Source organism: Paraburkholderia piptadeniae (assembly GCF_900007165.1).
In the GTDB taxonomy this organism is placed as follows: Bacteria; Pseudomonadota; Gammaproteobacteria; order Burkholderiales; family Burkholderiaceae; genus Paraburkholderia; species Paraburkholderia piptadeniae.
Window position 1 is genome coordinate 14,768 of sequence record NZ_CYGY02000013.1, and the last position, 25,469, is coordinate 40,236.

Consider the following 25,469-nt stretch of genomic DNA (forward strand, 5'->3'; position numbering starts at 1 on the left):
AGAGCGGATTCAACGTCATCCACGAGGGCAAGATGAATTTCGACTACACCCCGAAGGTCCAGGCATTGCGCGAGAAGCTGCTCGCTTTCTTCGACGAATACATTTACCCGAACGAGCAGGCCTATGCTGCCGAGGTCGCGCGCAATCGCGAAGCAGGCAACGCGTGGCTGCCGACCGAGCTGATCGAAGGCCTCAAGCAAAGCGCTCGCGATGCGGGCCTGTGGAATCTCTTCCTGCCCGACTCCGAGCGCGGCGCGGGTCTCACGAATCTCGAGTACGCGCCGCTGTGCGAGATCATGGGCCGCGTGCCGTGGGCGCCCGAAGTCTTCAATTGCAGCGCGCCCGACACGGGCAACATGGAGACCGTCGAACGCTACGGCAGCGACGAGAACAAACGCGAATGGCTGGAACCGTTGCTGCAAGGGCAAATTCGCTCGGCGTTCCTGATGACGGAGCCGGAAGTGGCGTCGTCGGATGCGACCAACATTCAGACGAGCATCGTGCGCGACGGCGATACGTATGTGATCAATGGGCACAAGTGGTGGTCGTCGGGCGCGGGTGATCCGCGCTGCAAACTCTTCATCGTGATGGGCAAGACCGACCCCGAAGCGCCGCGTCATCAGCAACAGTCGATGATTCTCGTGCCCGCCGACGCGACGGGCATCACCGTGCATCGTCCGCTGACGGTGTTCGGCTACGACGACGCGCCGCACGGCCACATGGAGATCACGCTCGACAACGTCCGCGTGCCTGCCGCCAACATGCTGCTGGGCGAAGGACGCGGCTTCGAAATCGCGCAGGGGCGTCTCGGGCCGGGGCGTATCCATCATTGCATGCGCCTGATCGGACTCGCAGAACGCGCGCTCGAGCTGATGTGCAAGCGCACGCTGCAACGCGTCGCGTTCGGCAAGCCGATCGCCGCGCAGACGGTCACGCAGGAGCGCATCGCCGAAGCACGCTGCCTGATCGAGCAGGCGCGCCTGCTGACGCTGAAGACGGCGTACATGATGGACACCGTCGGCAACAAGGGCGCGCGCGGTGAGATCGCGATGATCAAGGTCGTCGCGCCGAACATGGCGTGCCAGGTGATCGACTGGGCGATGCAGGCACACGGCGCGGCGGGCATGTGCGACGACTTTCCGCTCGCGTATGCGTACACGACGGCACGCTGGCTGCGCTTCGCCGATGGTCCCGATGAGGTGCATCGGAATGCGATTGCGAAGATTGAACTGGCGAAGTATGCGGACGCGGGTGCTGGGTCCGCTTCTCACGCTGGAAGTTAGTTCGTAGAAACGCTGCTGTAGTGCCCGGCTGTCTGTCTTTAACACTTGCGGCGCCCTTGTCACGGCGTCAGCGGCCTCAGGCGAACTGTGGTCTAATTTTTTTATCTCTGCGACGGTTTTTGCTGTGGTTTCGCTTGACGTGCCGCGGGCATCCGCGTGTGCTTGGCGGCACTTAATTTCTTTGCCGCCAATGAGTGACATACCGTGACGAGATGCGGTCGAAGTGGACCGTAATAGATCAACCGCCGCTCCAGTTCGTGTACGTACTTTCTTGCGGGCGCTTGCCGGTCGTTACTGAAACCGCGATTAGGACCCTGGAACGTTGAGAGCCCGTGGGTAAAGGTCAAGCACTGGCGGTGTGAGCGGCTTTCTTTTGCCTACTTTTCTTTGCCGCCGCAAAGAAAAGTAGGTGCCGCCCCGCACAGGGGCAACCTTCGCGCCGGTAGGCGCATCGCGGATGCCAGCGCGAAGGCAAAAACCCAAAGACAACCAGACACAAGGAGCCACGATGATCGACGTCTACAGCTGGGCAACCCCGAACGGCCAGAAGATTCACATCATGCTCGAGGAGACGGGCCTCGAATACAACGCGCATCCCATCAACATCGGCGCTGGCGATCAGTTCACGCACGAGTTTCTGGAGATCAGCCCGAACAACAAGATTCCCGCCATCATCGACAGCGACGGACCGAAACGCGCGGACGGCAAGCCGTTTTCGCTGTTCGAGTCCGGCGCGATCCTGATCTACCTCGCCGAGAAGACGGGCAAGTTTCTCCCCATCGATCCCGCCGCGCGTTACGAAACGCTGCAATGGCTGATGTTCCAGATGGGCGGCATCGGCCCGATGCTCGGCCAGACGCACCACTTCCGCGTGTATGCGCCGCAGCCCATCGAATACGCGATCAACCGCTACACGAACGAAGCGAAGCGCCTGTACGGCGTGATGGACACGAAGCTCGGCAAGACGCGTTATCTGGCAGGCAACGACTACACGATCGCGGATATCGCCACGTATCCGTGGACGCGCTCGTGGCAAAACCAGGGCTTGCAGATCGACGAGTTCCCGAACGTGAAGCGCTGGCAGGAAGCGATCGCCGCGCGCCCGGCCGTGCAACGCGGCGTCGAAGTGTTGGCGTCGGAGCGCGTGCCTTTGATGGACGAAAAGGCGAAGGAAGTGCTGTTCGGCGCGACCCAGTACGCGAAGCACTGAGTGTTCTGCGTCGGTGATGCCTGCCGTTGCGATGCGTTGAAGTCCGTCGCAACGGCGCTTGAGGGCATCGCTAGAAATAGTGTCGCGTGATGAACTCCGCGATGCACACGGGGCGCTCGCTGCCCAGCCGTTCGAGCGTCACGTTCCACACGATCTGCACGCCGCCCTCTTCGACATCCGTCACGCCCGACACAGCAAAGCGCGCGCGCAACTGCGAGCCCACGGGCACAGGCGCAGTGAAGCGCACGCGATTGAGCCCGTAATTGACGCCCATGCGCTGCTCGAAGCCGAACGTGCTGACGAGCAGCGCCGGAATCAGCGACAGCGTCAGAAAGCCATGCGCGATCGGACCGCCAAACGGCGACTCGCGCGTGGCGCGCTCGGGGTCGACATGAATCCATTGGTGATCGCCCGTCGCGACAGCAAAGCGGTCGACGCTCGCCTGATCGACTTCGACCCAATGGCTCACGCGCGGCGGCTGCCCGACGAGCGCACGCACGTCGTCGGCATGGCCCAGGGTCAGCTCGGGCGTCATGCGGCCGCCCCGGGATTGCGCAGCCCGAAGATCGCCTTCGAACGCACCGTGATCACGAGTTCGCCGTTCTGATTGATACCCTGCCATTCCGTCGACACAATGCCGCGATCCGGCTTGCTCGCCGATACGCGCCTGTCGAGGATGCTGTTGGTCATGCGGATCGTGTCGCCGACGCGCACGGGCTTGAGCCAGCGCAAGTCATCGATGCCGGGCGAACCCATCGACGTCGAGCCTTGCAGCATGTTGCGCACGAGCATGCCCATCATCACCGAGCACGTGTGCCAGCCGCTCGCGATCAGCGTGCCATACGGCGACGCGGCGGCCCCGGCATCATCGACATGGAACGGCTGCGGATCGTACTGCTCCGCGAAGCGGATGATCTCATCGCGGGTGAACGTGTGCGTGCCGACTTCATACGTCTTGCCGACTTCCATGTCCTCGTAGCTCAAACCCATCTTTCACCTCATTGCATGTGTTGGAGGCAGCGCTCACGCGTCGGCCGTCGCGAATCCCGGCAGCGCGGCAAAGCGCGCAAGATGATGATCGACATCGCCGAGTGTGGTCTCGATGATCGCAAGACGCTTGAACAGATGCGCGGCCGCGACTTCGTTCGTCACGCCCATGCCGCCGTGCAGTTGCACCGCCTGCTGGCCGACGAAGCGCGCGGCCTGGCCCACGCGTACTTTCGCTGCGGACACCGCCCGGCGGCGCTCTTCAGCGTCGTCGCTGCTGTAGCGCACGGCGGCGAGATACGTCGCGGAACGCGCCTGCTCGGTGTGGATCAGCATCTCGACCATCCGATGCTGCAACGCCTGGAATCGCGCGATGGGCACGCCGAATTGCTGACGCGTCTTCGTGTATTCGACGGTCGCGTGATTCAGCGCATCGAGCGCGCCGATCGCCTCCGAGCACAACAGCACGATGCCGTAGTCGGCGACGTGCTCGAACGCGGCGGCGCCCGCATGCCTGCCGTTCAGCTTGCGCGCCGGCGTCGCGTCGAGCGCGAGCGTCGCGGCGCGCTGGCCGTCGATCGTCCGATAGTCGGTGACTTGCGCAGTGGTCTGCGTACTCGCGGCATCGCGTGCGACGACGAACAGGGCCACTTCGCCGTCGAGCCGCGCAGGCACGATCCAATGATCGGCCTGCGCGCCGTGCTGCACGACCGACTTCGTACCGCTCAGCACATAGCCGTCGCCTTGACGCGTCGCCTTCGTTTCGATCGCGAACAGATCGTAGCGCGCGCCGGGCTCATGAAACGCGACGGCGAGCTTGATCTCCCCTTGTGCCGCGCGTTCGAGCAGCGCGGCGTCGTCGCCTTCTCCCGTGCCGGACAGCTTCAGCGCCTCGATGCCGACAGCCGTCGACCAGTACGGCTCGACGACGAGCGCGCGTCCCAGCTCCTGCATCACGACCAGCATGTCGACCGTGCCGCCATTGAAGCCGCCCTGCGCCTCGGGCACGGGCAGCGCGGTCAAGCCGAGCTCGGTGAACGCGGACCAGTGCTCGTCCGATACGCCCGCTTCCGAGCGCACGATCGCCTGACGCGCTTCGAAGCCGTAGTGCCTGTCGAGGTAGCGGCGCAGCGCGTCCGCGAATTGCTGTTGTTCGTCGGTGAAATTGAAGTCCATGCGCCGCTCCTCACAGTCCGAGAATCATCTGCGCGATGATGTTCTTTTGAATTTCGTTCGAGCCGCCGTAGATCGATGTCTTGCGATAGTTGAAGTAGTACGCGGCGAGCGGCGCGGCATCGTCGTCGCCCGCGATGCTGTGCGCGCGTTCGCCTTCGAGGAACGGCACATCGAACGGCGCGGCGAGCGGGCCGACGGCTTCGAACATCAGCTCCGTCAGTCCCTGCTGCACTTCCGTGCCCTTGATCTTCAGCATCGACGCCTCCGGCCCCGGACCGCGCCCGCCCGCTTCGTTCGCCACGACGCGCTGCACCGTGACTTCGAGCGCCATCAGTTCGATTTCGAGGCTCGCGACTTTCGCGGCAAAGAGCGGATCGTGCAGCAGCGGCTTGCCGTTCTTTCTCTGCGTCAGCGCGAGCCGTTTGAGAAACACGAGTTCGCGCTTCGACTGCCCGACGCGCGCGATGCCCGTGCGCTCATGACCGAGCAGATACTTCGCATAGGTCCAGCCGCGATTCTCATCGCCGACGAGATTCTCGACAGGAACCTTCACGTCCTCGAAGAACACTTCGTTGACTTCGTGATCCTCGTCGAGCGTGATGATGGGGCGCACGGTGATGCCCGGCGTCTTCATGTCGATCAGCAGGAACGAGATGCCCTCCTGCTTCTTCGCGGCGCTGTCGGTGCGCACGAGGCAGAACATCATGTCGGCGTGCTGGCCGAGCGTCGTCCAGGTCTTCTGGCCGTTGACGACGTAATGGTCGCCGACGCGCTCGGCACGCGTGCGCAGCGACGCCAGATCGGAGCCCGAGCCCGGCTCCGAATAACCCTGGCACCACCAGTCGATGCCATCCAGAATGCGCGGCAGATAGCGACGCTTTTGCGCTTCGCTGCCGTACTTCATCAGCACGGGCGCGACCATCGACACGCCAAACGGCAACACCGCCGGCGCGCCGATGCGAGCGCACTCTTCGTCCCAGATATGGCGCTGCGTCGCGTTCCAGTTCGGGCCGCCATATTCGACGGGCCACGCGGGCGCCGACCAGCCACGCTTGCCGAGCAGCTTGTGCCAGTTCGCGAAGTCGTCGCGATTCAGACGTTTGTGGTTGAGGACTTTGTCGCGCAGCTCGTCGGGCAGATTCGCTTCGAGCCAAGCGCGGACGTCGGCGCGGAACGCGTCGTCGGCGGGGGAATAGTTCAGATCCATGCGCAGTGTCTCCCGGCCGCGGCCTGTCGCCGCCAGGAGCACTGCAAGCGATGGCTATTGCAGCGGCTCTTTTAGCGCGGCGGGTACGGGCAGCGGCATCACATCGATGCCTTCTTCGACAAGGGCGCGCGCATCTTCGGGCGTCGTGATGCCCCGGATGCTGCGGGCGGGCGCTTCGTTGTAATGAATGCGCCGCGCTTCCTCGGCAAAGCGGTCGCCCACGTTCTCGGTCTTTTCCAGCACCTCGCGCAGCGCGCGCATCACGTGCGCCTGCAATTCGCTAGCGTTCGCGGGAGCCTTGTCGGTCGGGGCGCTCGTCGCCTTCGACAGATTCAGGCGCGGCGCCGACGGCAAACGGCTCACTTCGGTCGCACCGCAAATCGGACATTCGACCAGCTTGCGGGACAACTGCGATTCGAAGTCATCGGCGGAAGCGAACCAGCCTTCGAACCGATGATCGTGCGGACACTGTAGATCGAGGACCTTCATGTGGAATCAGGGCTTGCGTACGAGTTTAGCGCAAAATCAAATTTGTGAACGGTCGTTCGTTAAGATCGCTTCTGCTTGCGCTCTTGCGGGCCGCCCCGCGGTAGCGCAGTGACATACCGCTCGACGTGCAGGCAGAAAGCGGTAGTCAGTCATTCTAGCGCGTTGGTGCACGATGCGCGGAAGCGTCGATGGCCGCGCCACAGCGAACGTCTGAAAAGGAAAACGACAGCGCAAGGGCTGCCGCTTCGCAGATCGTCGCTGAGTCGATGCGGGCGCGTGTCAGCCTGGCTCTGCTGCGTTCGTTGGCCATTCGCCCGACAACAGTTTTTCGAGCCAGAACGTGCCGATGATCGTCTTCACGTCGCTCAGCTGGCCCGTGCGTATCCATTCCGACACGTCCGTCACCTTCGCGATGAATGTTTCCAGGAACTCGCCGTCGTCGAGCTTGCGTTCGCCTGCCGTCAGGCCGCGCGCGACATAGATGTCGATGAACTCCGTCGAGTACGAAATGATCGGGTGAATGCGCGTCAGATAGACGTACTCGCGCGCCGTATAGCCCGTTTCTTCGAGCAGCTCGCGCTTCGCGCAGGTCAGCGAGTCTTCGTCCGGGTCCAGTTTGCCGGCCGGATACTCGTACATCACCTTGCCCATCGCGTAGCGATACTGACTCTCCATCAGCACGCGGCCGTCGTCGAAGAGAGGGATCACCATCACGGCGCCGGGATGCTTGACGTATTCGCGCGTCGCCGTTTTGCCATCGGGCAGGTGCACGGTGTCGCACTTGACCGTCATGAAGGGCCCTTGATAAGCCACTTCGCTTTTGATGCAGGTCTCGATGAGCGCAACGTCGTGATCGGGAAGTTCTGCCATGTGCGGCCTCTTGCGGCGAGAGGCGCGACGGCTGGAACCGTCAGCGCCGTTTGACGAGATATTGAAACGTGAAGCCCGGGAAGGCGAACACGATGAACAGGCTGAATGTGATCGCGTAGAACTGCCAGCCCTGTTCGAAGCGGTTGCCGGCGCGCGCTTCGAGCAGGAAGCCGAGCGCGCCGACAATGAAATACAGCACGATCAGTTCGCCGATCCTGATCCACGCGCTTTTCTTCGCGGCCCTCAAGGGCACGACACCGAAAAGGCGTTGGTTCAGAAACGGCAAGTTGGCGCCCGCGAGCGCCAACAACACGATGAACCACCCCGCTGCCGACATTACAGCGGCAGCGTGTGCGAAATCGCGTTCAGGCAGATCGACATCAGCGGACCGGGAACGATGCCGAGCACCAGCACGGCCACGCCGTTCAGTGCCAGCAGCGTGCGCTTGCAGGCGTCGCCCGCGAGCGGCGTCGTGTCGACGGGGTCGTCGAAGTACATCAGCTTGACGATGCGCAGGTAGTAGAACGCGCCGAACAGCGACGTGATCACGGCGAGCACGGCGAGCCACGTGAGACCCGCGTTCATCGTCGCTTCGAGAACCGCGAGCTTCGCGTAGAAGCCGACCGTCGGCGGAATGCCGGCGAGCGAGAACATCATCACCATCATCACGAACGCGAAGACGGGGCTACGCTGGTTGAGGCCCTTGAAGTCCTCGAGCGTTTCGGCTTCGAACTCGCGGCGCGCGAGCAGCATCACGACACCGAACGAGCCGAGCGTCGTCAGCAGATAGATGATGCTGTAGAACATCGCCGAGCCGTATGCGCTCGCTGCCGAGCCCGTTTTGCCGTCGACCACGCCCGCCAGCAGACCGAGCAGCACGAAGCCCATGTTCGAGATCGCCGAGTAAGCCAGCATCCGCTTGACGTTGCGCTGGACGATACCCGTGATGTTGCCGACGATCAGCGACAGCGCGGCGAGGATGACCAGCATCTCCTGCCAGTCGACGGCGAGCGGCAGCAAGCCCATCACCAGGAAGCGCAGGCCCCACGCGAACGCCGCGACCTTCGGGCCGCCGCCGACGATCAGCGTCATCGCGGTCGGCGCGCCCTGATAGACGTCGGGCACCCACATGTGGAACGGCACGGCGCCCATCTTGAACGCGACACCCGCGACGATGAAGATCACGCCGAACAGCAGCACGACATCGTTGATGCGGCCCGACGCAACAGCCTTCAGCACTTCGTTCAGTTCGAGCGAGCCCGTTGCGCCATAGAGCATCGAAATGCCGTACAGAAGGAAGCCCGAAGCCAGCGCGCCCAGCACGTAGTACTTCATCGCGGCTTCGTTCGACGGGGCGGCATCGCGGCGCAGCGCGATCACCGCGTACAGCGACAGCGACATCAGCTCCAGACCGAGGTACAGCGTCAGGAAGTTGTTGCCCGAGATCATGATCAGCTGGCCCAGCAGCGAGAACATGCCGAGCAGGAAGAAGTTGCCCTCGTACAGGCCGCGGTCTTCCAAGTACTTGCGCGAGTAGATGATCGTCAGCGCGAAGCCAAGCGACACGACCGCCTTCATCACGCTGGCGAACGGATCGACCACGTACATGCGCGAGAAGAAGTACTGCGGCCCGGCGCCCGGCGCGAAGGCTTCGATGGCAAACCAGATGCCGGCCACCACCGACGAAACGAGCGCGATGAAATACGTCGTCTTTCGGCTGTTGGGCCCGGCAAAGGTGTCGTTGAGCCACGCGACGACGATGGCGGCCATCACCAGCGCGTCAGGCAACAAGGCGGTCATAGGAGCGTTTTGCATGATCTTTTAAATTCCTCCGCTCTGCATTACTGCGGTAGCGGCAGCTTCGACTGCGCGACGTGGGAGAGGAGGTTTTCCACCGACACGTGCATCACTTCGGTAAAGGGCTTCGGATAGATGCCCATATACAGCGTCAACGCGGCGAGCACCGCCAGCATGACGAACTCGCGACGGTTGATGTCGACGAGGCTCTTCACGTGGTCGTTCACAACCGCGCCGAAGTACACGCGCTTGTACATCCACAACGTATAGGCCGCGCCGAGAATCAGCGTCACGGCCGCGCCGAACGCGATCCAGAAGTTGTACTGGACAGCGGCCAGAATCACCATGAACTCGCCGACGAAACCGGACGTGCCCGGCAGGCCGCAGTTCGCCATCGAGAACAGCATCACGAGCGCGGCGAACTTCGGCATCGTGTTGACGACACCGCCGTAGTCGGCGATCTGACGCGAGTGCATGCGGTCGTACAGCACGCCGATGCAAAGGAACATCGCGCCCGACACGAAGCCGTGTGAGATCATCTGCACGATCGCGCCTTCCGTACCGAGCTGGTTGAAGATGAAGAAGCCGAGCGTGACGAAGCCCATGTGAGCGATCGACGAATATGCGACCAGCTTCTTCATGTCCGCCTGCACCATCGCGACGAAGCCGATGTAGATCACGGCGATCAGCGACAGCGTGATCACGACGGGTGCGAGGAAATGGCTTGCGTCCGGCGCGATCGGCAGTGAGAAGCGCAGGAAACCGTACGCGCCCAGCTTCAGCATGATCGCGGCCAGCACGACCGAGCCGCCCGTCGGCGCTTCCACGTGCGCGTCAGGCAGCCACGTGTGGACGGGCCACATCGGCACCTTGACGGCGAACGCGAGGAAGAACGCGATGAAGAGCAGCACCTGCGGCGTCATCGACAGCTTCGCGGCTTGCCACGTCGCCAGATCGAACGTGCCCGTCTGCGTGTACAGGTACAGCAGGCCGACCAGCATCAGCAGCGAGCCCATCAGCGTATAGAGGAAGAACTTGAACGCCGCGTACACGCGGTTCGCCCCGCCCCACACGCCGATGATGATGTACATCGGGATCAGCGTCGCTTCGAAGAACACGTAGAACAGTAGGCCGTCCGCCGCGCAGAACACGCCGACCATGATGCCCGACAGGATCAGGAACGCCGCCATGTACTGCGCGACGTTCTTCGTGATCACTTCCCACGCGCTGATCACGACGATCACCGTGATCAGCGCCGTCAGCACGACGAACCACATCGCGATACCGTCGATGCCGAGGTGGTACGTGATGTTGAAGCGCTCGATCCAGTTGGCCTTCTCTTCGAACTGCAATGCTGCCGTGCTCGCGTCGAAGTCCGTGATCAGCGGAATCGTCACGATGAAACTCAGGACAGACCCGATCAGCGAAATCCAGCGCGCAGGACCGGGATTACGATCTGAACCGATGGCCAGAACCACCAGGCCGAAAATAATCGGCATCCAGATCGCGATACTTAGAATCGGAAACGTCGTGTGCATGTGAAGTGTCTCCAGCCTGTTCTTATTTGCCGCCGAGCGTTACAAACAGGGTCAAGAGCCCCAGCATGCCGATGATCATGGCAAACGCGTAATGGTAGATGTAACCCGATTGCAGGAAACGGATCACGCTCGCGAACCAGCCGATAAAGCGCGCGCTTCCGTTGACAATGCCGTCAATGACCACGACGTCGCCTTCCTTCCACAGGCCACGGCCGATTGCCACGGCGCCGCGCGCGAACACGACTTCGTTGATCTTGTCCATGTAGTACTTGTTATCCAGCAGCGTATAGATCGGACCGAACGCGCGGCGCAGCGAAGCAGGCAGATCCGGTCGCTGCAGGTACAGGAACCACGCCACCACGACACCCGCGAGCGCCAGCCACACGGGCAGGCCCGATGCGGCGTGCAGGCCCATCGAGGCCCAGCCCTGGAATTCTTCCGCCATCTCGTGCAGCGCCGGATGGTTTTCGCCGATGAAGATGACCTTCTCGAACGCCACACCGTGCTGGAAGAAATCGCCGTACAGCATCGGACCGACGCCGATTGCACCGATCACGATCGACGGAATCGCGAGCAGGACCAGCGGCACCCACACCACCCACGGCGTTTCGTGCGGCTCGTGAGCGTGGTCGTCGTGACCGTGACCGTGATCGCCATGTCCGTGCGCAGCGGCTTCGGCGCCCATCGGCGAGTCGGGATGCTTCGGACCGCGGAAGCGCTCTTCGCCGTGGAACACCATGAAGTACATGCGGAACGAGTACAGCGCCGTCACGAACACGCTCGCGACAACAGCGAAGTATGCGAAGCCCGAACCCGGCAGATGCGACAGCTTCACCGCATCGATGATCGAGTCCTTCGAATAGAAGCCCGAGAAGAACGGCGTGCCGATCAGCGCGAGCGAGCCGACAAGTGATGTGATCCACGTGATCGGCATGTACTTGCGCAGGCCGCCCATGTTGCGCATGTCCTGGTCGTGGTGCATGCCGATGATGACCGAGCCCGCGCCGAGGAACAGCAGCGCCTTGAAGAACGCGTGCGTCATCAGGTGGAACACGGCGACGGGATACGCCGACACGCCGAGTGCGACCGTCATGTAACCGAGTTGCGACAGCGTCGAGTAAGCGACGACACGCTTGATGTCGTTCTGCACGATGCCGAGGAAGCCCATGAACAGCGCCGTGATCGCGCCGATCACCGTGATGAACGACAGCGCCGAATCCGACAGTTCGAACAGCGGCGACATGCGCGTCACCATGAAGATACCCGCCGTCACCATGGTTGCCGCGTGAATCAGCGCGGAGATCGGCGTCGGGCCTTCCATCGAGTCCGGCAGCCACACGTGCAGCGGGAACTGCGCCGACTTACCCATCGCGCCGATGAAGAGGCAAATGCACGCGACCGTCAGCAGGCCCCAGTCGGTGCCCGGGAACGTCAACGAGGCCAGTTCGTGGCTCTTCGCGAACACTTCGCCGTAGTTCATCGAGCCGCCGTACGCGAGGATCAGACCGATGCCCAGGATGAAGCCAAAGTCGCCCACGCGGTTGACGAGGAACGCCTTCATGTTCGCGTAGATCGCGCTTTCACGCTTGAAGTAGAAGCCGATCAGCAGGTACGACACGAGACCCACTGCTTCCCAGCCGAAGAACAGCTGCAGGAAGTTGTTGCTCATCACGAGCATCAGCATCGAGAACGTGAACAGCGAGATGTACGAGAAGAAACGCTCGTAGCCCGTCTCTTCGTCGGCCATGTAGCCGATCGTGTAGATGTGCACCATCAGCGACACGAAGGTCACGACGCACATCATCATGGCCGTCAGCGTGTCGACGAGGAAGCCGATTTCGAACTTCACCTTGCCGGCCGTCATCCATTCGTACACGGTCGCGTTGAAGCTCGCGCCGTTGAGCACGTCGAGAAAAACGATGCACGAAAGAACGAACGAAATCGCGACGCCGAGGATCGTGACCGAGTGCGCCCCCGCACGCCCGACCGTCTTGCCGAACAGCCCTGCGATCAGCGAGCCGGCCAGCGGTGCGAGCGCCACCGCCAGCAACAGGTTTTCATTGAGTGTCGTTGACATAAGAGCCTGTGCCTGAAATTAACCTTTGAGCTGATCGAGATCCTCGACGTTGATCGTGTCGAGGCTACGGAACAGGGTCACCAGAATCGCGAGGCCGATCGCGGCTTCGGCTGCCGCGACGGTCAGCACGAAGAAGACGAAAATCTGGCCATGCACGTCGCCGAGGTAATGCGAGAACGCGACGAAATTCGTGTTGACCGCCAGCAGCATCAGTTCGATCGCCATCAGGATGATGATGACGTTGCGACGGTTCAGGAATATGCCGACGACGCTGATCGCGAACAGGATCGCGCCGAGCACGAGGTAATGGGCAAGTGACAACATTTTTCTCTCCTCTGCGTCAGCTGTTCTTGCCGGCGCCAGCGTCGCCGGTAATGGCTTCAGGTTCAGCCAGACGTTCCTTCTCTGCTGCCATCTTGACCACGCGTACGCGGTCTTCGCGGCGCACCTTCACCTGCTCCGATACGCGCTGGCGCTTGCTGTCCTTGCCGTGACGCGCGGTCAGCGCCATCGCCGCGATGATCGCAACCAGCAGCACGAGGCCGGCCACTTCGAACGCGAAGATGTAATCCGTGTAGATGACCTTGCCGATCAGGCGCGTGTTCGACCAGTCGGCGGCGCCCGCGACGGAGGCCGTCGTGTCGCGCACGGGTTGAACCGTCGCGCCGTAGCCGTGCCACAGGATCAGCGCCGTTTCGACCACGATGATGGCGCCCACCACCGTCGCCATCGGCACGAAGCGTTTGAAGTCGCGCCGCAGCACGTCGAGATTGATGTCCAGCATCATCACGACGAACAGGAACAGCACCATCACCGCGCCGACGTACACCAGCACCAGCAGGATCGCGAGGAATTCCGCCTGCAGCAGCATCCAGATCGCGGCCGCGTTGAAGAACGCGAGCACGAGGAACAACGCGGACGCCACCGGGTTGCGCGAAGTGATCACCTTCAGCCCTGACACCGTCAGGAGTAGCGCGAAGATGTAGAACAGTACGGTCGTGAATTCCATGATTACCGATTCATCGTTAGGCCATCGTCAGGCTTGGTGCTTCGGCGCGCGTCTTCTGATACATCGCTTTGTCTGACGCGACACCCAAGCGGTCTGGCAGCGCCACACGGTTTTGCGCCTGGTAAGCCGTGCGGCGTCGAAGTGCTATATCAACCCAAATCAACGATAGGGTGCGTCGGCCGCCTTGTTCGCAGCGATTTCCGCTTCGTAACGGTCGCCGACTGCCAGCAGCATGTCCTTCGTGAAGTACAGGTCGCCGCGCTTTTCGCCGTGATATTCGAGGATGTGCGTTTCGACGATCGAATCGACCGGGCAGCTCTCCTCGCAGAAACCGCAGAAGATGCACTTGGTCAGGTCGATGTCGTAGCGCGTCGTGCGGCGTGTGTTGTCCGCGCGCGTTTCCGATTCGATCGTGATGGCGAGCGCCGGGCACACCGCTTCGCACAGCTTGCATGCGATGCAGCGCTCTTCGCCGTTTTCATAGCGGCGCAGCGCGTGCAGCCCGCGGAAACGCGGCGAAATCGGAGTCTTCTCTTCGGGGAACTGCACCGTGATCTTGCGCTGGAACGCATAGCGTCCCGTCAGCGCGAGGCCTTTCAGCAGTTCGGTCAGAAAGAAGGTCTTGAAGAAGTTTTGGATTGCGGTCATGGTTCGTCCGCCTCCTTAATTCCAGATATTCAACGGCGACATGATCCAGAGGCCAACCACGATCACCCAGATCACGGTAACCGGCAGGAACACCTTCCAGCCCAGACGCATGATCTGGTCATAGCGGTAGCGCGGGAACGTCGCACGCGCCCAGATGAATACCGACAACAGGAAGAATACTTTCAGCAGCAGCCAGAAAATGCCGGGGATGAACGACAGGAACTCGAACGGTGCGCTCCAGCCGCCCAGGAACAGGACGGAAGCCAGCGCCGAGATCACGATCATGTTGATGTACTCGGCGAGGAAGAACAGCGCGAACGCCATACCCGAGTAATCAATCATGTGGCCCGCGACGATTTCCGACTCGCCTTCCACTACGTCGAACGGGTGGCGGTTCGTTTCCGCGATGCCCGAAATGAAGTACACGACGAAGGCCGGCAGCAGCGGCAGCCAGTTCCACGACAGGAACGTCACGCCGTGGCTCGCGAAGATGCCGCGCATCTGCGATCCGACGATGTCCGACAGGTTCATTGTGCCTGCCGTCATCATCACGACGACGAGCGCGAAGCCCATCGAGATTTCGTACGACACCATCTGCGCCGCCGCGCGCATCGCGCCGAGGAACGCGTACTTCGAGTTCGACGCCCAGCCCGCGAGAATCACGCCATACACGCCCATCGACGAAATCGAGATCGCGTACAGCAGGCCCGCGTTGATGTCGCCGAGCACGGCACCCGCCTGGAACGGGATCACCGCCCACACCGCGAACGCGGGGACCACCACCATGATCGGCGCGATCAGGTAGATCCAGCGGCTGGCTTGCGTCGGCTGAATGACTTCCTTCAGGAGCAGCTTCAGCACGTCGGCGATCGGCTGCAGGAGACCCGCCGGGCCGACGCGGTTCGGGCCGAGACGCACGTGCATCCAGCCGATCAGCTTACGCTCCCACAGGATCAGGTAAGCCACGCACAGGAGGATCGCGACGGACACCACGAGGATGCGCACGAGTGCCCACACCGTAGGCCAGGCCACGCCGAGAAGCTGGCTGCCGCCCGCGTTGATCGTATCGAACAAGGTCATTTACGCCTTCTCCACCACCAGTTCACCGAACAGGCTGCCCAGCGCTGCACCGGCAGGCGTAGCCGCCGATACGCGGACGACCGTCTCCGCAAGATTCGCATCACGCGCGGCCGGAACCTGCACCGAGCGATCGCCCTGACGAACGCGCACCGCGTCGCCTTCCTTCAATCCCAGCTTGTCGAACAGCGTCGCCGGCAAACCGACCGTGTGAGCGGCACGCGCGGCCGCCGTCAGCTGCAACGACTCGGCGCGGCGCACGAGCGGATCGGCGTGATAGATCGGCACATCGGCGATGCGCTCGAACGTGCCATCCGCCCCCTTCGCCGCGCTGCTGCGCGCGATGGCCGTCGCCGTCCTGTTCGACAGGCGCGGCGTCAGATCGCCATCGCCCAACGCGGCGACGCGCACTTCTTCAGCCGTGTCGTATTCGAAGCCCGGCACGCCGAGCAGGCTGCCCAGCACGCGCAGAACCTTCCATGCGGGACGCGTATCGCCCAGCGGACGCACCACGCCGTTGAACATCTGCACCGTGCCTTCCGCGTTGATGAACGTGCCGGCCGTTTCCGTGAACGGCGCGATCGGCAGCAGAACGTCCGCGTATTCGGCTCCCGTCTGAAACGGCGACATCACGACGACCATTTCCGCCTGGTTCAGCGCGGCAAGCGCCTGCGCCGGGTTGGCGGTATCGAATTCCGGCTCGAGGTTCAGCAGAAGATAACCCTTGCGCGGCTGCTCGAAGACTTCGCGAGCGTTCAGACCGCCCTCGCCCGGCAATGCGCCGACGAGATGCGCGCCGACCGTGTTCGCCGCTTCCGTCAGGAAGCCGAGCGATGCGCCCGTTGCATCAGCGATCCATTGAGCCGCTGCGTGAATGCGCGCGAACTCCGGATGCTGGACAGCGCCATTGCCGAGCAGCACGACACGCAGCTCACCCGTGGCGAGCGATGCCGCCGTCTGCTTCGCGACATCCGACGCCTTCGTACCTGCGAACGCCTCCGGCAACGCGACGCCCTTCGCTTCCGACACGGCGGCAGCGATGCCAGCCAGCTCATTAAGCCATGCCGACGGTGCGGCGGCGATGCGTGTCGCTTGCGGGATCAGCGCGTCGTCGCGCGTGGCTTGCAGCAGTGTGATCTTCGCGCCGCCCTTGGCAGCCTGACGCAGACGCGCTGCGAACAGCGGATGGTCGCGACGCAGCGACGAGCCGATCACCAATGCCGAGTCGAGCGTCGACAGATTCGCGATAGCCGTACCCAGCCACGGCGTGCCGTTTGCGCCTACCGGGAAGTCCGTCTGACGCAGACGGAAATCGACGTTCGGCGTGCCGATCGCTTCCGCGATCTTCTTCAGCAGGAACAGTTCTTCGACCGTGCTGTGCGCGCTGCCGAGCGCGGCAAACGCGTCCGCGCCGTGATCCGCCTTGATGCCCTTCAGACCCTTGACGACGTATTCAAGCGCCGTCTGCCAGTCCGTCTCGATCCACTGACCGCCCTGCTTGAGCATCGGGCGCGTCAGACGTTCGGGGCTGTTCAGGCCTTCGTACGAGAAACGGTCCTTGTCCGAAATCCAGCACTCGTTGATCGCTTCGTTTTCGAACGGTAGCACGCGCATCACGCGGTTGTTCTTCACCTGCACGACGAGGTTCGCACCGACGGAATCGTGCGGGCTCACCGACTTGCGGCGCGACAGTTCCCACGTACGGGCGCTGTAGCGGAACGGCTTGCTCGTCAGCGCGCCGACGGGGCACAGGTCGATCATGTTGCCCGACAGTTCGGAGTCGACCGTCTTGCCGACGAACGACGTGATTTCCGAGTGCTCCCCGCGGCCCAGCATGCCGAGCTCCATCACGCCGGCGATTTCTTCACCGAAGCGGACGCAGCGCGTGCAGTGAATGCAGCGCGTCATTTCTTCCATCGAGATCAACGGGCCGACGTTCTTGTGGAACACGACGCGTTTCTCTTCGCTATAACGCGACGACGATTTGCCGTAGCCGACAGCCAGATCCTGCAGCTGGCATTCGCCGCCCTGATCGCAGATCGGGCAATCGAGCGGGTGATTGATCAGCAGGAACTCCATCACGGATTGCTGTCCCTTCACCGCCTTTTCCGACTTCGTGCGCACGATCATGCCCGCCGACACCGGCGTCGCGCATGCAGGCACGGCCTTCGGCATCTTCTCGACATCGACGAGACACATCCGGCAGTTGGCCGCAATCGACAGCTTTTTGTGATAGCAGAAGTGAGGAATGTAGGTATCGACCTTATGCGCAGCCTGAATGATCATGCTGCCTTCGGCCACCTCTACTTTCTTGCCGTCTATTTCAAGTTCAACCATGATGGTCAATCTTCCTTAACCTGTTACCGCTCAATCGTTCGCCCGCTCGCCGCTGCGCTTTTGCGCGAAGCGGCGGCTCCCGCGCTTGCCTTTGCTCCGGCTTTATGCGGCGACCGTTTCCGATGCCGCCGGTGCGCCAGCATGACCGCCGACGAGGCAACGCTTGTTGGCGACGTGATACTCGAATTCGTCCCAGTAGTGCTTGAGCATGCCGCGCACGGGCATGGCAGCCGCATCGCCGAGCGCGCAGATCGTACGGCCCATGATGTTCTCGGCAACCGAGTTCAGCAGGTCGAGATCTTCCTGGCGGCCGAGGCCGTGTTCGATGCGATGCACGACGCGATACAGCCAGCCCGTGCCTTCGCGGCACGGCGTGCACTGTCCGCACGACTCTTCGTAATAGAAGTACGACAGGCGCAACAGCGAGCGGACCATGCAGCGCGTCTCGTCCATCACGATGACGGCGCCCGAACCCAGCATCGAACCCGCCTTCGCGATCGAATCGTAATCCATGTCGGTTTGCATCATGATGTCGCCCGGAACCACGGGTGCCGACGAACCGCCGGGAATCACGGCCTTGAGCTTCTTGCCGCCGCGCATGCCGCCCGCGAGTTCCATCAGCGTCGAGAACGGCGTGCCGAGCGGGATTTCATAGTTGCCCGGACGCTCGACGTCACCCGACACCGAGAAGATCTTCGTGCCGCCGTTGTTCGGCTTGCCCATTTCGAGGTAGGCCTGCGGACCGACTTCCAGCAGAAACGGCACGGCTGCGAACGTTTCCGTGTTGTTGATTGTGGTCGGCTTGCCGTACACGCCGAAGCTCGCCGGGAACGGCGGCTTGAAGCGCGGCTGGCCCTTCTTGCCTTCCAGCGATTCGAGCAGCGCGGTTTCTTCGCCGCAGATGTAGGCGCCGTAACCGTGGTGCGCATGCAGCTGGAACGAGAAGCCCGAGCCCATGATGTTGTCGCCGAGGAAACCGGCTGCGCGCGCTTCCTCCAGCGCCTCTTCGAAGCGCTTGTAGACTTCGAAGATTTCGCCGTGGATGTAGTTGTAGCCGACCGTAATGCCCATCGCGTACGCGCCGATGGCCATGCCTTCGATCAGCGAATGCGGATTCCAGCGCAGGATGTCGCGGTCCTTGAACGTGCCCGGCTCGCCCTCGTCAGAGTTGCAGACGAGATACTTCTGCCCCGGAAACTGGCGCGGCATGAAGCTCCACTTCAGGCCTGTCGGGAAGCCTGCACCGCCGCGGCCGCGCAGACCTGAAGCCTTCACGTCGGCGATCACCTGCTCCGGCGGAATCTTCTCTTCGAGGATACGGCGCAACTGCTTGTAGCCGCCGCGCGCCACGTAGTCTTGAAGATGCCAGTTGTCGCCATTCAGGCCGGCGAGAATCAGCGGTTTGATGTGACGATCGTGCAAAGACGTCATTTCGAAAGTTCCTCGAGCAGCTGGTCGATCTTCTCGCGGCTCATGAAGCTGCACATGCGATGGTTGTTCACGAGCAGCACGGGAGCGTCACCGCACGAACCCATGCACTCACCCTCTTTCAGGGTGAACTTGCCGTCCGGGGTGGTTTCGCCGAAGTCGATGCCGAGCTTCTGCTTCAGATATTCGGCGGCGCTGTCCGAACCGCCATCAGGACCGAGCTGGCACGGCAGGTTCGTGCAGAGCGTGATCTTGTGTTTGCCGACGGGCGACGTCTCGAACATCGTGTAGAAGGTCGCGACCTCCTGCACGGCGACGGCCGGCATGCCGAGATAGTCCGCGACGAACTGCATCAGTTCGGGCGACAGCCAGCCATGCTCCTGCTGACCGACGGCCAGCGCCGCCATCACGGCGGACTGTTTCTGATCGGCGGGGTACTTCGTGATCGCACGATCGATTTCTTTCAGGCCTTCAGCTGAGATCATTTTCAGACACGACTCTTTCAATTCCTACCGAACGAAAACCTGTCGCGCACTGCGTGTTGCGACAGACCCGGCGTTCCTTTGCTTGACGCGCGCCCCGCTTCTCATGCGTTATCGGCTACGTGAGCGCGCGCCTTGATGAATACTGCTAGTGAATTCGCCTAGCGATCGACTTCACCGAACACGATGTCTTGCGTGCCGATGATCGTCACGGCGTCGGCGATCATGTGACCCCGCGCCATTTCGTCGAGCGCGGACAGGTGTGCATAACCCGGCGCGCGAATCTTCAGGCGATACGGCTTGTTCGCGCCATCCGACACGAGATAGATGCCGAACTCGCCCTTCGGATGCTCGACGGCCGCGTACGCTTCGCCTTCCGGCACGTGGAAGCCTTCCGTGAAGAGCTTGAAGTGGTGAATCAGCTCTTCCATGTTCGACTTCATGCCGACGCGCGACGGCGGCGCGACCTTGTGATTGTCCGTCATCACAGGGCCGGGATTCTTGCGCAGCCATTCAATGCACTGTTTCGCGATACGCGTGGATTGACGCATTTCTTCGACGCGCACCAGATAGCGGTCGTAGCAATCGCCGTTCACGCCCACGGGGATGTCGAAGTCCAGCTGGTCATACACTTCGTACGGCTGCTTCTTGCGCAGATCCCACTCGATGCCCGAGCCGCGCAGCATCGCGCCCGTCAGGCCCAGTTGCAGCGCGCGCTCCGGGCTCACGACACCGATGCCGACCAGACGCTGCTTCCAGATGCGGTTGTCGGTGAGCAGCGTTTCATACTCGTCGACGTACTTCGGGAAGCGGTTGAAGAAGTCTTCGATGAAATCGAGCAACGAGCCCTGGCGGTTCTCGTTCAGCTTCGACAATGCCTTCGCATTTCGAATCTTCGATGCCTTGTATTGCGGCATCGCGTCCGGCAGATCGCGATAGACACCGCCCGGACGATAGTACGCTGCGTGCAGCCGTGCGCCGGACACCGCCTCATACACGTCCATCAGGTCTTCGCGCTCGCGGAACGCGTAGAGGAACACCGCCATCGCGCCGACGTCGAGCGCATGCGCACCGATCCACATCAGGTGGTTCAGCACGCGCGTGACTTCGTCGAACAGCACGCGGATGTACTTTGCGCGAATCGGCACGTCGATGCCGAGCAGCTTTTCGATCGCGAGCACATAGCCGTGCTCGTTGACCATCATCGACACGTAGTCGAGACGATCCATGTACGGCACCGACTGGATGAACGTCTTGCTCTCCGCGAGCTTTTCCGTCGCGCGGTGCAGGAGGCCGATGTGCGGATCCGCGCGCTGGATCACTTCGCCGTCGAGTTCGAGCACGAGGCGCAGCACGCCGTGCGCTGCGGGGTGCTGAGGGCCGAAGTTGAGCGTGTAGTTCTTGATCTCTGCCATGACGTTCTCTTAGTGTTTCAGTCCGCCATAGTGATCCTCGCGGATCACGCGCGGCGTGATTTCCCGAGGCTCGATCGTCACCGGCTGATAGACGACGCGCTTCTCTTCCGGGTCGTAGCGCATTTCGACGTAGCCGGAAACCGGGAAATCCTTGCGGAACGGATGACCGATGAAACCGTAATCGGTCAGGATGCGGCGCAGGTCCGGATGACCTTCGAAGACGATGCCGTACAGGTCGAACGCTTCGCGCTCGTACCAGTTGGCGGAATTCCAGATCTCGACGACCGACGGAACCAGAGGCACATCGTCGTCCGGCGCGAACACGCGCACGCGCAGGCGCCAGTTGTTCGAGATGGAAAGCAGATGCAGGACAGCGGCAAAACGCGGGCCTTCGTAAGCGCCTTCACCGTAAGTTTGATAGTCGACACCACACAGGTCGATCAGTTGCTCGAAGTGCAGCGTCGCGTCATCGCGCAGACGCTTTGCTACTTCGAGGTAATCGCCCGCTTTCACGACGATGGTCAGCTCACCGACAGATTCGGTGATGCTCGTCAGGCGGCCGCCAAAGGCCGCCTCGAGGTTCGCTTTGAGGGTCTCGAGTTTGCTTGCCATATTGTGGGGAGGCTCTGGCCTTATTGACGGGCGATGGTATTGGTGCGGCGGATCTTCGCCTGCAGCTGGATCACGCCGTACACCAGCGCTTCGGCCGTGGGCGGGCAGCCCGGCACATACACATCGACGGGGACGATACGGTCGCAGCCACGCACCACCGAATACGAGTAGTGATAGTAGCCACCGCCATTCGCGCACGAACCCATCGAGATCACCCAGCGCGGCTCGGCCATCTGGTCGTAGACCTTGCGCAGCGCGGGCGCCATCTTGTTGCACAGCGTGCCGGCGACGATCATCACATCCGACTGTCGCGGACTTGGACGGAACACCACACCGAAACGGTCGAGGTCATAACGGGCGGCGCCCGCATGCATCATCTCGACAGCACAACACGCGAGACCGAACGTCATCGGCCACAGTGAACCGGTACGCGTCCAGTTGATCAGCTTGTCAGCCGTGGTGGTGACAAACCCTTCCTTCAAGACCCCTTCGATACTCATTTGCTTTCCACTCCAGACGGGCGGCGAGCCATCGCCACCCCTACATACCGGCGATTAACCCGTCATTCCCAATCAAGGCCACCTTTCTTCCAGATATAGGCAAAGCCCAACAGGAATTCGAGCAGAAAAATCATCATCGAGATGAAGCCCGGCCAGCCGATGTCGCGCAGGGCCACACCCCACGGGAACAGGAACGCCGTTTCAAGGTCGAAAATGATGAAGAGAATGGCAACCAGGTAGTAGCGCACATCGAATTTCATGCGCGCATCTTCGAACGCTTCGAAGCCGCACTCGTACGGTGCGTTTTTTTCGGTATCCGGCCGATTCGGACCGAGGATCTTGCCGATACTGACCAGTGCTACGCCTAAACCGGTGCCCACGAGGAGGAACAACAAAACGGGGAAATAGGCTGCGAGGTTCAAAGCTATCCTCAATCGGTTGGTTCTGAGTGACGTCAGGAGACGTGGACTACCTTGAACAACCCCTGACGCGAAACACTTCGGGATGCTTGATGCCGAAAGCCCACAGCAAACACAACCCCAGAAGTGAAAATGCCAGCCGAAGCTGAAGCAAGCGGCTGGCATTAGATAACATTGGTGCCGACGGCGAGACTCGAACTCGCACAGCTTTCGCCACTACCCCCTCAAGATAGCGTGTCTACCAATTTCACCACGTCGGCACTGTCTGCAATCCGGGAAAACAACTTGTAAAACCCGCGAATCGCTTCAAGACTTGAATTGTAACCCGTTTAAGCAGTTTGTTCAACGCACAAACTTTTTTTCTTCGAAAATTTATTTCGGCACATCCTGGCCTGGCGCAGAAGCTGCAGATGCAGCAACTGCAGCCGATGCATTGCCCGGTACAGACGCAGCAGGCGCAGGAGCCGATACGGGAGCGCTACCCAGCACGCCTGCCGAAGGTTTCGAATGATACGCGCCGATGTATGTCAGTGCCAACGTGGTGGCGAAGAACACTGCTGCCAGTATCGCAGTCGTACGTGACAGAAAATTAGCAGAGCCCGTCGCGCCGAAGAGACTGCCCGATGCGCCGCTACCGAAGGCCGCGCCCATGTCGGCGCCCTTGCCGTGTTGCAACAGCACGAGGCCGATGACGCCAAGCGCCGACAGCAATTGCACGACAATGATCAACGTTTTCAAATACAGCATCACACTCACCTGAGTCTTTATTTAACCGCGCAACAACACATGCTGCGCGCAATGGGTCATCCTCGCCCGGGCACTCTGTCTTGTCGTGTCAGCGCGCGGCGGTCGCCGCAACGGCTGCACTGCAGATTGCCAGGAAATCCTTGTCTTTCAGCGACGCGCCGCCGATCAAACCGCCGTCGATATCCGGCTGACTGAACAACTCTTCCGCGTTCTCCGGCTTCACGCTGCCACCGTACAACAGCGGCACGCTTTCCACGTCGTCGCCCTTCGTTGCGAGACGCGCGCGCAAGAACGCATGAACGTCCTGCGCCTGCTGCGCAGTCGCGCTCTTGCCGGTGCCGATGGCCCACACGGGCTCATATGCAACGACGATGCGAGCCGAATCTTCCACCGACAGCTTCGCGAGCACCGCGTCGAGTTGCGCGCCCACGATCTGCTCTGTCTTACCCGACTCGCGCTCGTCGAGCGTTTCGCCGACGCAGACAATCGGCGTCAAGCCTGCTTCGAGCGCGCGCTGCGCTTTCACGGCGACCGTCTCGCCGCTTTCACGGTGATACGCACGACGCTCAGAGTGTCCGACGATCGCAAACGACGCGCCAAATTCCGCGGCCATTTCGGCAGCGACTTCGCCGGTATAGGCGCCCTGCGTATGCGCGGAGACATCCTGCACGCCCCACGCGACGCAGCCGCCTTCCAGCAGCGACTGCGCTTGCGGCAGATAAGGACACGGCACGCATACGCCGACTCGCACATCGTCCGGAAGATCGTTCGCGCCATGTGATACGGCTTGCAGCAGCACGCGGTTGTCGGCAAGCCGACCGTGCATCTTCCAGTTACCGACTACCAGTTTTGCTCGTTGTTTCGCCATCGTCTCGCTCGTTTTATCGTGGTGCGGGTCCTGGACGCCTCCGCTTCGTCAGCGCCCCCAGCTCTCTGGTGCCCGCGGTCCGCCTGCAAAATTCATGCAGAACGCGCAAAACACACGATTTTACTGTGTGCTGACAGACCGGGTCAAACTCAATTAAATGGGCGCTGTCAAGCACCCGCGCCCCAATTCAGCACGATCTTGCCGACGTGCAGGCTGCTTTCCATCAGCTCGTGCGCCTGCGCCGCCTGCGCAGCCGGGAACACCTTGTAGATCACCGGCTTGATCGTGCCGTCTTCGAGATGCGGCCACACGCGCTCCTTCAGTTGCGCCGCGATCTTTGCCTTGAATTCGACTGGACGGGGACGCAGCGTCGAACCCGTCACCGTCAGTCGACGGCGCAGAATGTCGTTCAGATTCACTTCGGCCTTCGCGCCACCGAGCAGCGCGATGATCACGAGACGGCCGCCGTCGGCGAGCGCCTTCAGTTCGCGCGGCACGTAGCTGCCCGCCACCATGTCGAGGATCACGTCGACGCCGCGGTCATTCGTGAGCGACTTGATCACTTCGACGAAATCTTCCGTCTTGTAGTTGATCGCACGTTCCGCGCCAAGCGCCTCGCACGCACGGCATTTTTCGTCCGTGCCGGCCGTTGCGAACACGCGATAGCCGAGTGCATGCGCGATCTGGATTGCCGTCACGCCGATACCGCTCGAACCGCCCTGCACGAGGAACGTCTCGTTCTCGCCGCCCTCGCCTTTGCCGAGCAACGCACGGTCAAAAACATTGCTCCAGACAGTGAAGAAGGTCTCGGGCAAAGCCGCCGCTTCGACATCGGAAAACCCCTTCGGCACGGGCAGGCACTGCAACAGCGGCACGGTCGCGTATTCCGCGTAGCCGCCGCCCGCCATCAGCGCGCACACGCGATCGCCGATCTTCAGACCGAACGGATTGCGCTTCTCGTCGATATTTCCGCCGACGATTTCGCCCGCCACTTCCAGCCCCGGCAGATCCGACGCGCCAGGCGGCGGCGCATAGCCGCCCTTGCGCTGAAACACGTCCGGACGATTCACGCCGGACGCGGACACTTTGATCAGCACTTCGCCCGCTTTCGGCTCAGGCATCGGCCGCTCGGCGAGCTTCAAGACTTCCGGCGCACCGAATTCGGTGATTTCGATTGCGTTCATCGTCGTCTCTCCCAAGGTCTGGATAGCGCTGCAAATCGGCCACGAAAAACCGGTTCGCACTGCAATCCACCCTACATGAAAAACGGCCGGCGCGCTTTTGCGCTACCGG

The 25,469-nt window shown here is 61.9% G+C and carries 26 protein-coding genes and 1 tRNA gene; 2 read left to right on the forward strand and 25 right to left on the reverse strand.

Annotated features, from left to right (window positions below; all coding sequences use genetic code 11):
- Nucleotides 1–32 precede the first annotated feature (32 nt).
- Both BN2476_RS06095 and BN2476_RS06100 read left to right on the forward strand, forming a co-directional pair.
- A complete protein-coding gene (locus tag BN2476_RS06095; RefSeq protein ID WP_087733271.1) occupies nt 33–1,283 on the forward strand; it encodes an acyl-CoA dehydrogenase family protein in 1,251 nt (416 codons plus the stop codon).
- Nucleotides 1,284–1,791: 508 nt separating this feature from the next.
- Complete coding sequence (locus BN2476_RS06100) at nt 1,792–2,493, forward strand: glutathione binding-like protein (RefSeq protein ID WP_087733272.1); 702 nt, start codon at nt 1,792–1,794, stop codon at nt 2,491–2,493.
- A gap of 70 nt (nt 2,494–2,563) precedes the next feature.
- On the opposite strand, the gene BN2476_RS06105 is transcribed toward BN2476_RS06100, so the two are convergent.
- From BN2476_RS06105 to BN2476_RS06225, 25 genes are all read right to left on the reverse strand, one after another.
- On the reverse strand, nt 2,564–3,028 hold the full coding sequence (locus tag BN2476_RS06105; RefSeq protein ID WP_087733273.1) for a MaoC family dehydratase: 465 nt from the start codon (nt 3,026–3,028) through the stop codon (nt 2,564–2,566).
- A complete protein-coding gene (locus BN2476_RS06110; protein ID WP_087733274.1) occupies nt 3,025–3,483 on the reverse strand; it encodes a MaoC family dehydratase in 459 nt (152 codons plus the stop codon). The genes BN2476_RS06105 and BN2476_RS06110 overlap by 4 nt, the downstream gene beginning before the upstream one ends.
- A 33-nt stretch (nt 3,484–3,516) precedes the next feature.
- Nucleotides 3,517–4,656, reverse strand: a complete 1,140-nt coding sequence (locus BN2476_RS06115) for an acyl-CoA dehydrogenase family protein (RefSeq protein ID WP_087733275.1) — start codon at nt 4,654–4,656, stop codon at nt 3,517–3,519.
- Between the two features lie 10 nt (nt 4,657–4,666).
- On the reverse strand, nt 4,667–5,863 hold the full coding sequence (locus tag BN2476_RS06120; RefSeq protein WP_087733335.1) for an acyl-CoA dehydrogenase family protein: 1,197 nt from the start codon (nt 5,861–5,863) through the stop codon (nt 4,667–4,669).
- 54 nt (nt 5,864–5,917) lie between these two features.
- Nucleotides 5,918–6,352, reverse strand: coding sequence for a DUF1178 family protein (locus BN2476_RS06125; protein ID WP_087733276.1), 435 nt, complete (start codon nt 6,350–6,352; stop codon nt 5,918–5,920).
- Between the two features lie 279 nt (nt 6,353–6,631).
- The gene (locus tag BN2476_RS06130; RefSeq protein WP_087733277.1) at nt 6,632–7,222 is read right to left on the reverse strand and encodes an NUDIX domain-containing protein; all 591 of its coding nucleotides are present in this window, start codon (nt 7,220–7,222) and stop codon (nt 6,632–6,634) included.
- 40 nt (nt 7,223–7,262) lie between these two features.
- Nucleotides 7,263–7,559 (reverse strand): DUF2818 family protein, encoded by a 297-nt coding sequence (locus BN2476_RS06135; protein ID WP_087733278.1) that lies wholly within the window; start codon nt 7,557–7,559, stop codon nt 7,263–7,265.
- Nucleotides 7,559–9,037 carry an NADH-quinone oxidoreductase subunit NuoN gene (nuoN, locus tag BN2476_RS06140; protein WP_087733279.1) on the reverse strand — a complete coding sequence of 493 codons (1,479 nt, stop codon included), beginning with the start codon at nt 9,035–9,037 and terminating at the stop codon, nt 7,559–7,561. Before nuoN ends, BN2476_RS06135 begins: the two co-directional genes overlap by 1 nt.
- 26 nt (nt 9,038–9,063) lie before the next feature.
- Nucleotides 9,064–10,557 carry an NADH-quinone oxidoreductase subunit M gene (locus tag BN2476_RS06145; RefSeq protein WP_087733280.1) on the reverse strand — a complete coding sequence of 498 codons (1,494 nt, stop codon included), beginning with the start codon at nt 10,555–10,557 and terminating at the stop codon, nt 9,064–9,066.
- Nucleotides 10,558–10,579: 22 nt separating this feature from the next.
- The gene (gene nuoL, locus BN2476_RS06150; RefSeq protein ID WP_087733281.1) at nt 10,580–12,634 is read right to left on the reverse strand and encodes an NADH-quinone oxidoreductase subunit L; all 2,055 of its coding nucleotides are present in this window, start codon (nt 12,632–12,634) and stop codon (nt 10,580–10,582) included.
- Nucleotides 12,635–12,652: 18 nt separating this feature from the next.
- The gene (nuoK, locus tag BN2476_RS06155) at nt 12,653–12,958 is read right to left on the reverse strand and encodes an NADH-quinone oxidoreductase subunit NuoK (RefSeq protein WP_087733282.1); all 306 of its coding nucleotides are present in this window, start codon (nt 12,956–12,958) and stop codon (nt 12,653–12,655) included.
- 16 nt (nt 12,959–12,974) lie between these two features.
- Nucleotides 12,975–13,643, reverse strand: coding sequence for an NADH-quinone oxidoreductase subunit J (locus BN2476_RS06160; protein ID WP_087733283.1), 669 nt, complete (start codon nt 13,641–13,643; stop codon nt 12,975–12,977).
- A gap of 159 nt (nt 13,644–13,802) precedes the next feature.
- The gene (gene nuoI, locus BN2476_RS06165; RefSeq protein ID WP_063495298.1) at nt 13,803–14,291 is read right to left on the reverse strand and encodes an NADH-quinone oxidoreductase subunit NuoI; all 489 of its coding nucleotides are present in this window, start codon (nt 14,289–14,291) and stop codon (nt 13,803–13,805) included.
- Nucleotides 14,292–14,306: 15 nt separating this feature from the next.
- Nucleotides 14,307–15,371, reverse strand: coding sequence for an NADH-quinone oxidoreductase subunit NuoH (nuoH, locus tag BN2476_RS06170; protein ID WP_087733284.1), 1,065 nt, complete (start codon nt 15,369–15,371; stop codon nt 14,307–14,309).
- Complete coding sequence (gene nuoG, locus BN2476_RS06175) at nt 15,372–17,705, reverse strand: NADH-quinone oxidoreductase subunit NuoG (RefSeq protein WP_087733285.1); 2,334 nt, start codon at nt 17,703–17,705, stop codon at nt 15,372–15,374.
- A 102-nt stretch (nt 17,706–17,807) separates the two neighbouring features.
- Nucleotides 17,808–19,136: an NADH-quinone oxidoreductase subunit NuoF gene (gene nuoF / locus BN2476_RS06180; protein WP_087733286.1), complete on the reverse strand. Its 1,329-nt coding sequence runs from the start codon at nt 19,134–19,136 to the stop codon at nt 17,808–17,810.
- The gene (gene nuoE / locus BN2476_RS06185) at nt 19,133–19,618 is read right to left on the reverse strand and encodes an NADH-quinone oxidoreductase subunit NuoE (RefSeq protein WP_087733287.1); all 486 of its coding nucleotides are present in this window, start codon (nt 19,616–19,618) and stop codon (nt 19,133–19,135) included. The genes nuoF and nuoE overlap by 4 nt, the downstream gene beginning before the upstream one ends.
- A 158-nt stretch (nt 19,619–19,776) precedes the next feature.
- On the reverse strand, nt 19,777–21,030 hold the full coding sequence (locus BN2476_RS06190) for an NADH-quinone oxidoreductase subunit D (protein WP_087733288.1): 1,254 nt from the start codon (nt 21,028–21,030) through the stop codon (nt 19,777–19,779).
- A gap of 9 nt (nt 21,031–21,039) precedes the next feature.
- Nucleotides 21,040–21,642: an NADH-quinone oxidoreductase subunit C gene (locus BN2476_RS06195; RefSeq protein WP_087733289.1), complete on the reverse strand. Its 603-nt coding sequence runs from the start codon at nt 21,640–21,642 to the stop codon at nt 21,040–21,042.
- 20 nt (nt 21,643–21,662) lie between these two features.
- The gene (locus BN2476_RS06200; RefSeq protein WP_006052903.1) at nt 21,663–22,142 is read right to left on the reverse strand and encodes a NuoB/complex I 20 kDa subunit family protein; all 480 of its coding nucleotides are present in this window, start codon (nt 22,140–22,142) and stop codon (nt 21,663–21,665) included.
- Between the two features lie 62 nt (nt 22,143–22,204).
- Nucleotides 22,205–22,564 (reverse strand): NADH-quinone oxidoreductase subunit A, encoded by a 360-nt coding sequence (locus BN2476_RS06205; RefSeq protein ID WP_007588164.1) that lies wholly within the window; start codon nt 22,562–22,564, stop codon nt 22,205–22,207.
- A 172-nt stretch (nt 22,565–22,736) separates the two neighbouring features.
- Nucleotides 22,737–22,821: transfer RNA gene (locus BN2476_RS06210), tRNA-Leu, on the reverse strand.
- A gap of 112 nt (nt 22,822–22,933) precedes the next feature.
- Nucleotides 22,934–23,308, reverse strand: a complete 375-nt coding sequence (gene secG / locus BN2476_RS06215) for a preprotein translocase subunit SecG (protein ID WP_087733290.1) — start codon at nt 23,306–23,308, stop codon at nt 22,934–22,936.
- Between the two features lie 88 nt (nt 23,309–23,396).
- Nucleotides 23,397–24,176, reverse strand: coding sequence for a triose-phosphate isomerase (gene tpiA / locus BN2476_RS06220; protein ID WP_087733291.1), 780 nt, complete (start codon nt 24,174–24,176; stop codon nt 23,397–23,399).
- Nucleotides 24,177–24,343: 167 nt separating this feature from the next.
- Nucleotides 24,344–25,360 carry an NAD(P)H-quinone oxidoreductase gene (locus tag BN2476_RS06225; protein WP_087733336.1) on the reverse strand — a complete coding sequence of 339 codons (1,017 nt, stop codon included), beginning with the start codon at nt 25,358–25,360 and terminating at the stop codon, nt 24,344–24,346.
- Nucleotides 25,361–25,469: the final 109 nt, after the last annotated feature.

Excerpts from the sequence above, each read along its gene's own strand:
- BN2476_RS06095 (WP_087733271.1), top strand. The coding sequence starts at position 33 with ATGAATTTCGACTACACCCCGAAGGTCCAGGCATTGCGCGAGAAGCTG.
- BN2476_RS06100 (WP_087733272.1), top strand. The coding sequence starts at position 1,792 with ATGATCGACGTCTACAGCTGGGCAACCCCGAACGGCCAGAAGATTCAC.
- BN2476_RS06105 (WP_087733273.1), bottom strand. The coding sequence starts at position 3,028 with ATGACGCCCGAGCTGACCCTGGGCCATGCCGACGACGTGCGTGCGCTC.
- BN2476_RS06110 (WP_087733274.1), bottom strand. The coding sequence starts at position 3,483 with ATGGGTTTGAGCTACGAGGACATGGAAGTCGGCAAGACGTATGAAGTC.
- BN2476_RS06115 (WP_087733275.1), bottom strand. The coding sequence starts at position 4,656 with ATGGACTTCAATTTCACCGACGAACAACAGCAATTCGCGGACGCGCTG.
- BN2476_RS06120 (WP_087733335.1), bottom strand. The coding sequence starts at position 5,863 with ATGGATCTGAACTATTCCCCCGCCGACGACGCGTTCCGCGCCGACGTC.
- BN2476_RS06125 (WP_087733276.1), bottom strand. The coding sequence starts at position 6,352 with ATGAAGGTCCTCGATCTACAGTGTCCGCACGATCATCGGTTCGAAGGC.
- BN2476_RS06130 (WP_087733277.1), bottom strand. The coding sequence starts at position 7,222 with ATGGCAGAACTTCCCGATCACGACGTTGCGCTCATCGAGACCTGCATC.
- BN2476_RS06135 (WP_087733278.1), bottom strand. The coding sequence starts at position 7,559 with ATGTCGGCAGCGGGGTGGTTCATCGTGTTGTTGGCGCTCGCGGGCGCC.
- nuoN (WP_087733279.1), bottom strand. The coding sequence starts at position 9,037 with ATGCAAAACGCTCCTATGACCGCCTTGTTGCCTGACGCGCTGGTGATG.
- BN2476_RS06145 (WP_087733280.1), bottom strand. The coding sequence starts at position 10,557 with ATGCACACGACGTTTCCGATTCTAAGTATCGCGATCTGGATGCCGATT.
- nuoL (WP_087733281.1), bottom strand. The coding sequence starts at position 12,634 with ATGTCAACGACACTCAATGAAAACCTGTTGCTGGCGGTGGCGCTCGCA.
- nuoK (WP_087733282.1), bottom strand. The coding sequence starts at position 12,958 with ATGTTGTCACTTGCCCATTACCTCGTGCTCGGCGCGATCCTGTTCGCG.
- BN2476_RS06160 (WP_087733283.1), bottom strand. The coding sequence starts at position 13,643 with ATGGAATTCACGACCGTACTGTTCTACATCTTCGCGCTACTCCTGACG.
- nuoI (WP_063495298.1), bottom strand. The coding sequence starts at position 14,291 with ATGACCGCAATCCAAAACTTCTTCAAGACCTTCTTTCTGACCGAACTG.
- nuoH (WP_087733284.1), bottom strand. The coding sequence starts at position 15,371 with ATGACCTTGTTCGATACGATCAACGCGGGCGGCAGCCAGCTTCTCGGC.
- nuoG (WP_087733285.1), bottom strand. The coding sequence starts at position 17,705 with ATGGTTGAACTTGAAATAGACGGCAAGAAAGTAGAGGTGGCCGAAGGC.
- nuoF (WP_087733286.1), bottom strand. The coding sequence starts at position 19,136 with ATGACGTCTTTGCACGATCGTCACATCAAACCGCTGATTCTCGCCGGC.
- nuoE (WP_087733287.1), bottom strand. The coding sequence starts at position 19,618 with ATGATCTCAGCTGAAGGCCTGAAAGAAATCGATCGTGCGATCACGAAG.
- BN2476_RS06190 (WP_087733288.1), bottom strand. The coding sequence starts at position 21,030 with ATGGCAGAGATCAAGAACTACACGCTCAACTTCGGCCCTCAGCACCCC.
- BN2476_RS06195 (WP_087733289.1), bottom strand. The coding sequence starts at position 21,642 with ATGGCAAGCAAACTCGAGACCCTCAAAGCGAACCTCGAGGCGGCCTTT.
- BN2476_RS06200 (WP_006052903.1), bottom strand. The coding sequence starts at position 22,142 with ATGAGTATCGAAGGGGTCTTGAAGGAAGGGTTTGTCACCACCACGGCT.
- secG (WP_087733290.1), bottom strand. The coding sequence starts at position 23,308 with ATGCTGTATTTGAAAACGTTGATCATTGTCGTGCAATTGCTGTCGGCG.
- tpiA (WP_087733291.1), bottom strand. The coding sequence starts at position 24,176 with ATGGCGAAACAACGAGCAAAACTGGTAGTCGGTAACTGGAAGATGCAC.
- BN2476_RS06225 (WP_087733336.1), bottom strand. The coding sequence starts at position 25,360 with ATGAACGCAATCGAAATCACCGAATTCGGTGCGCCGGAAGTCTTGAAG.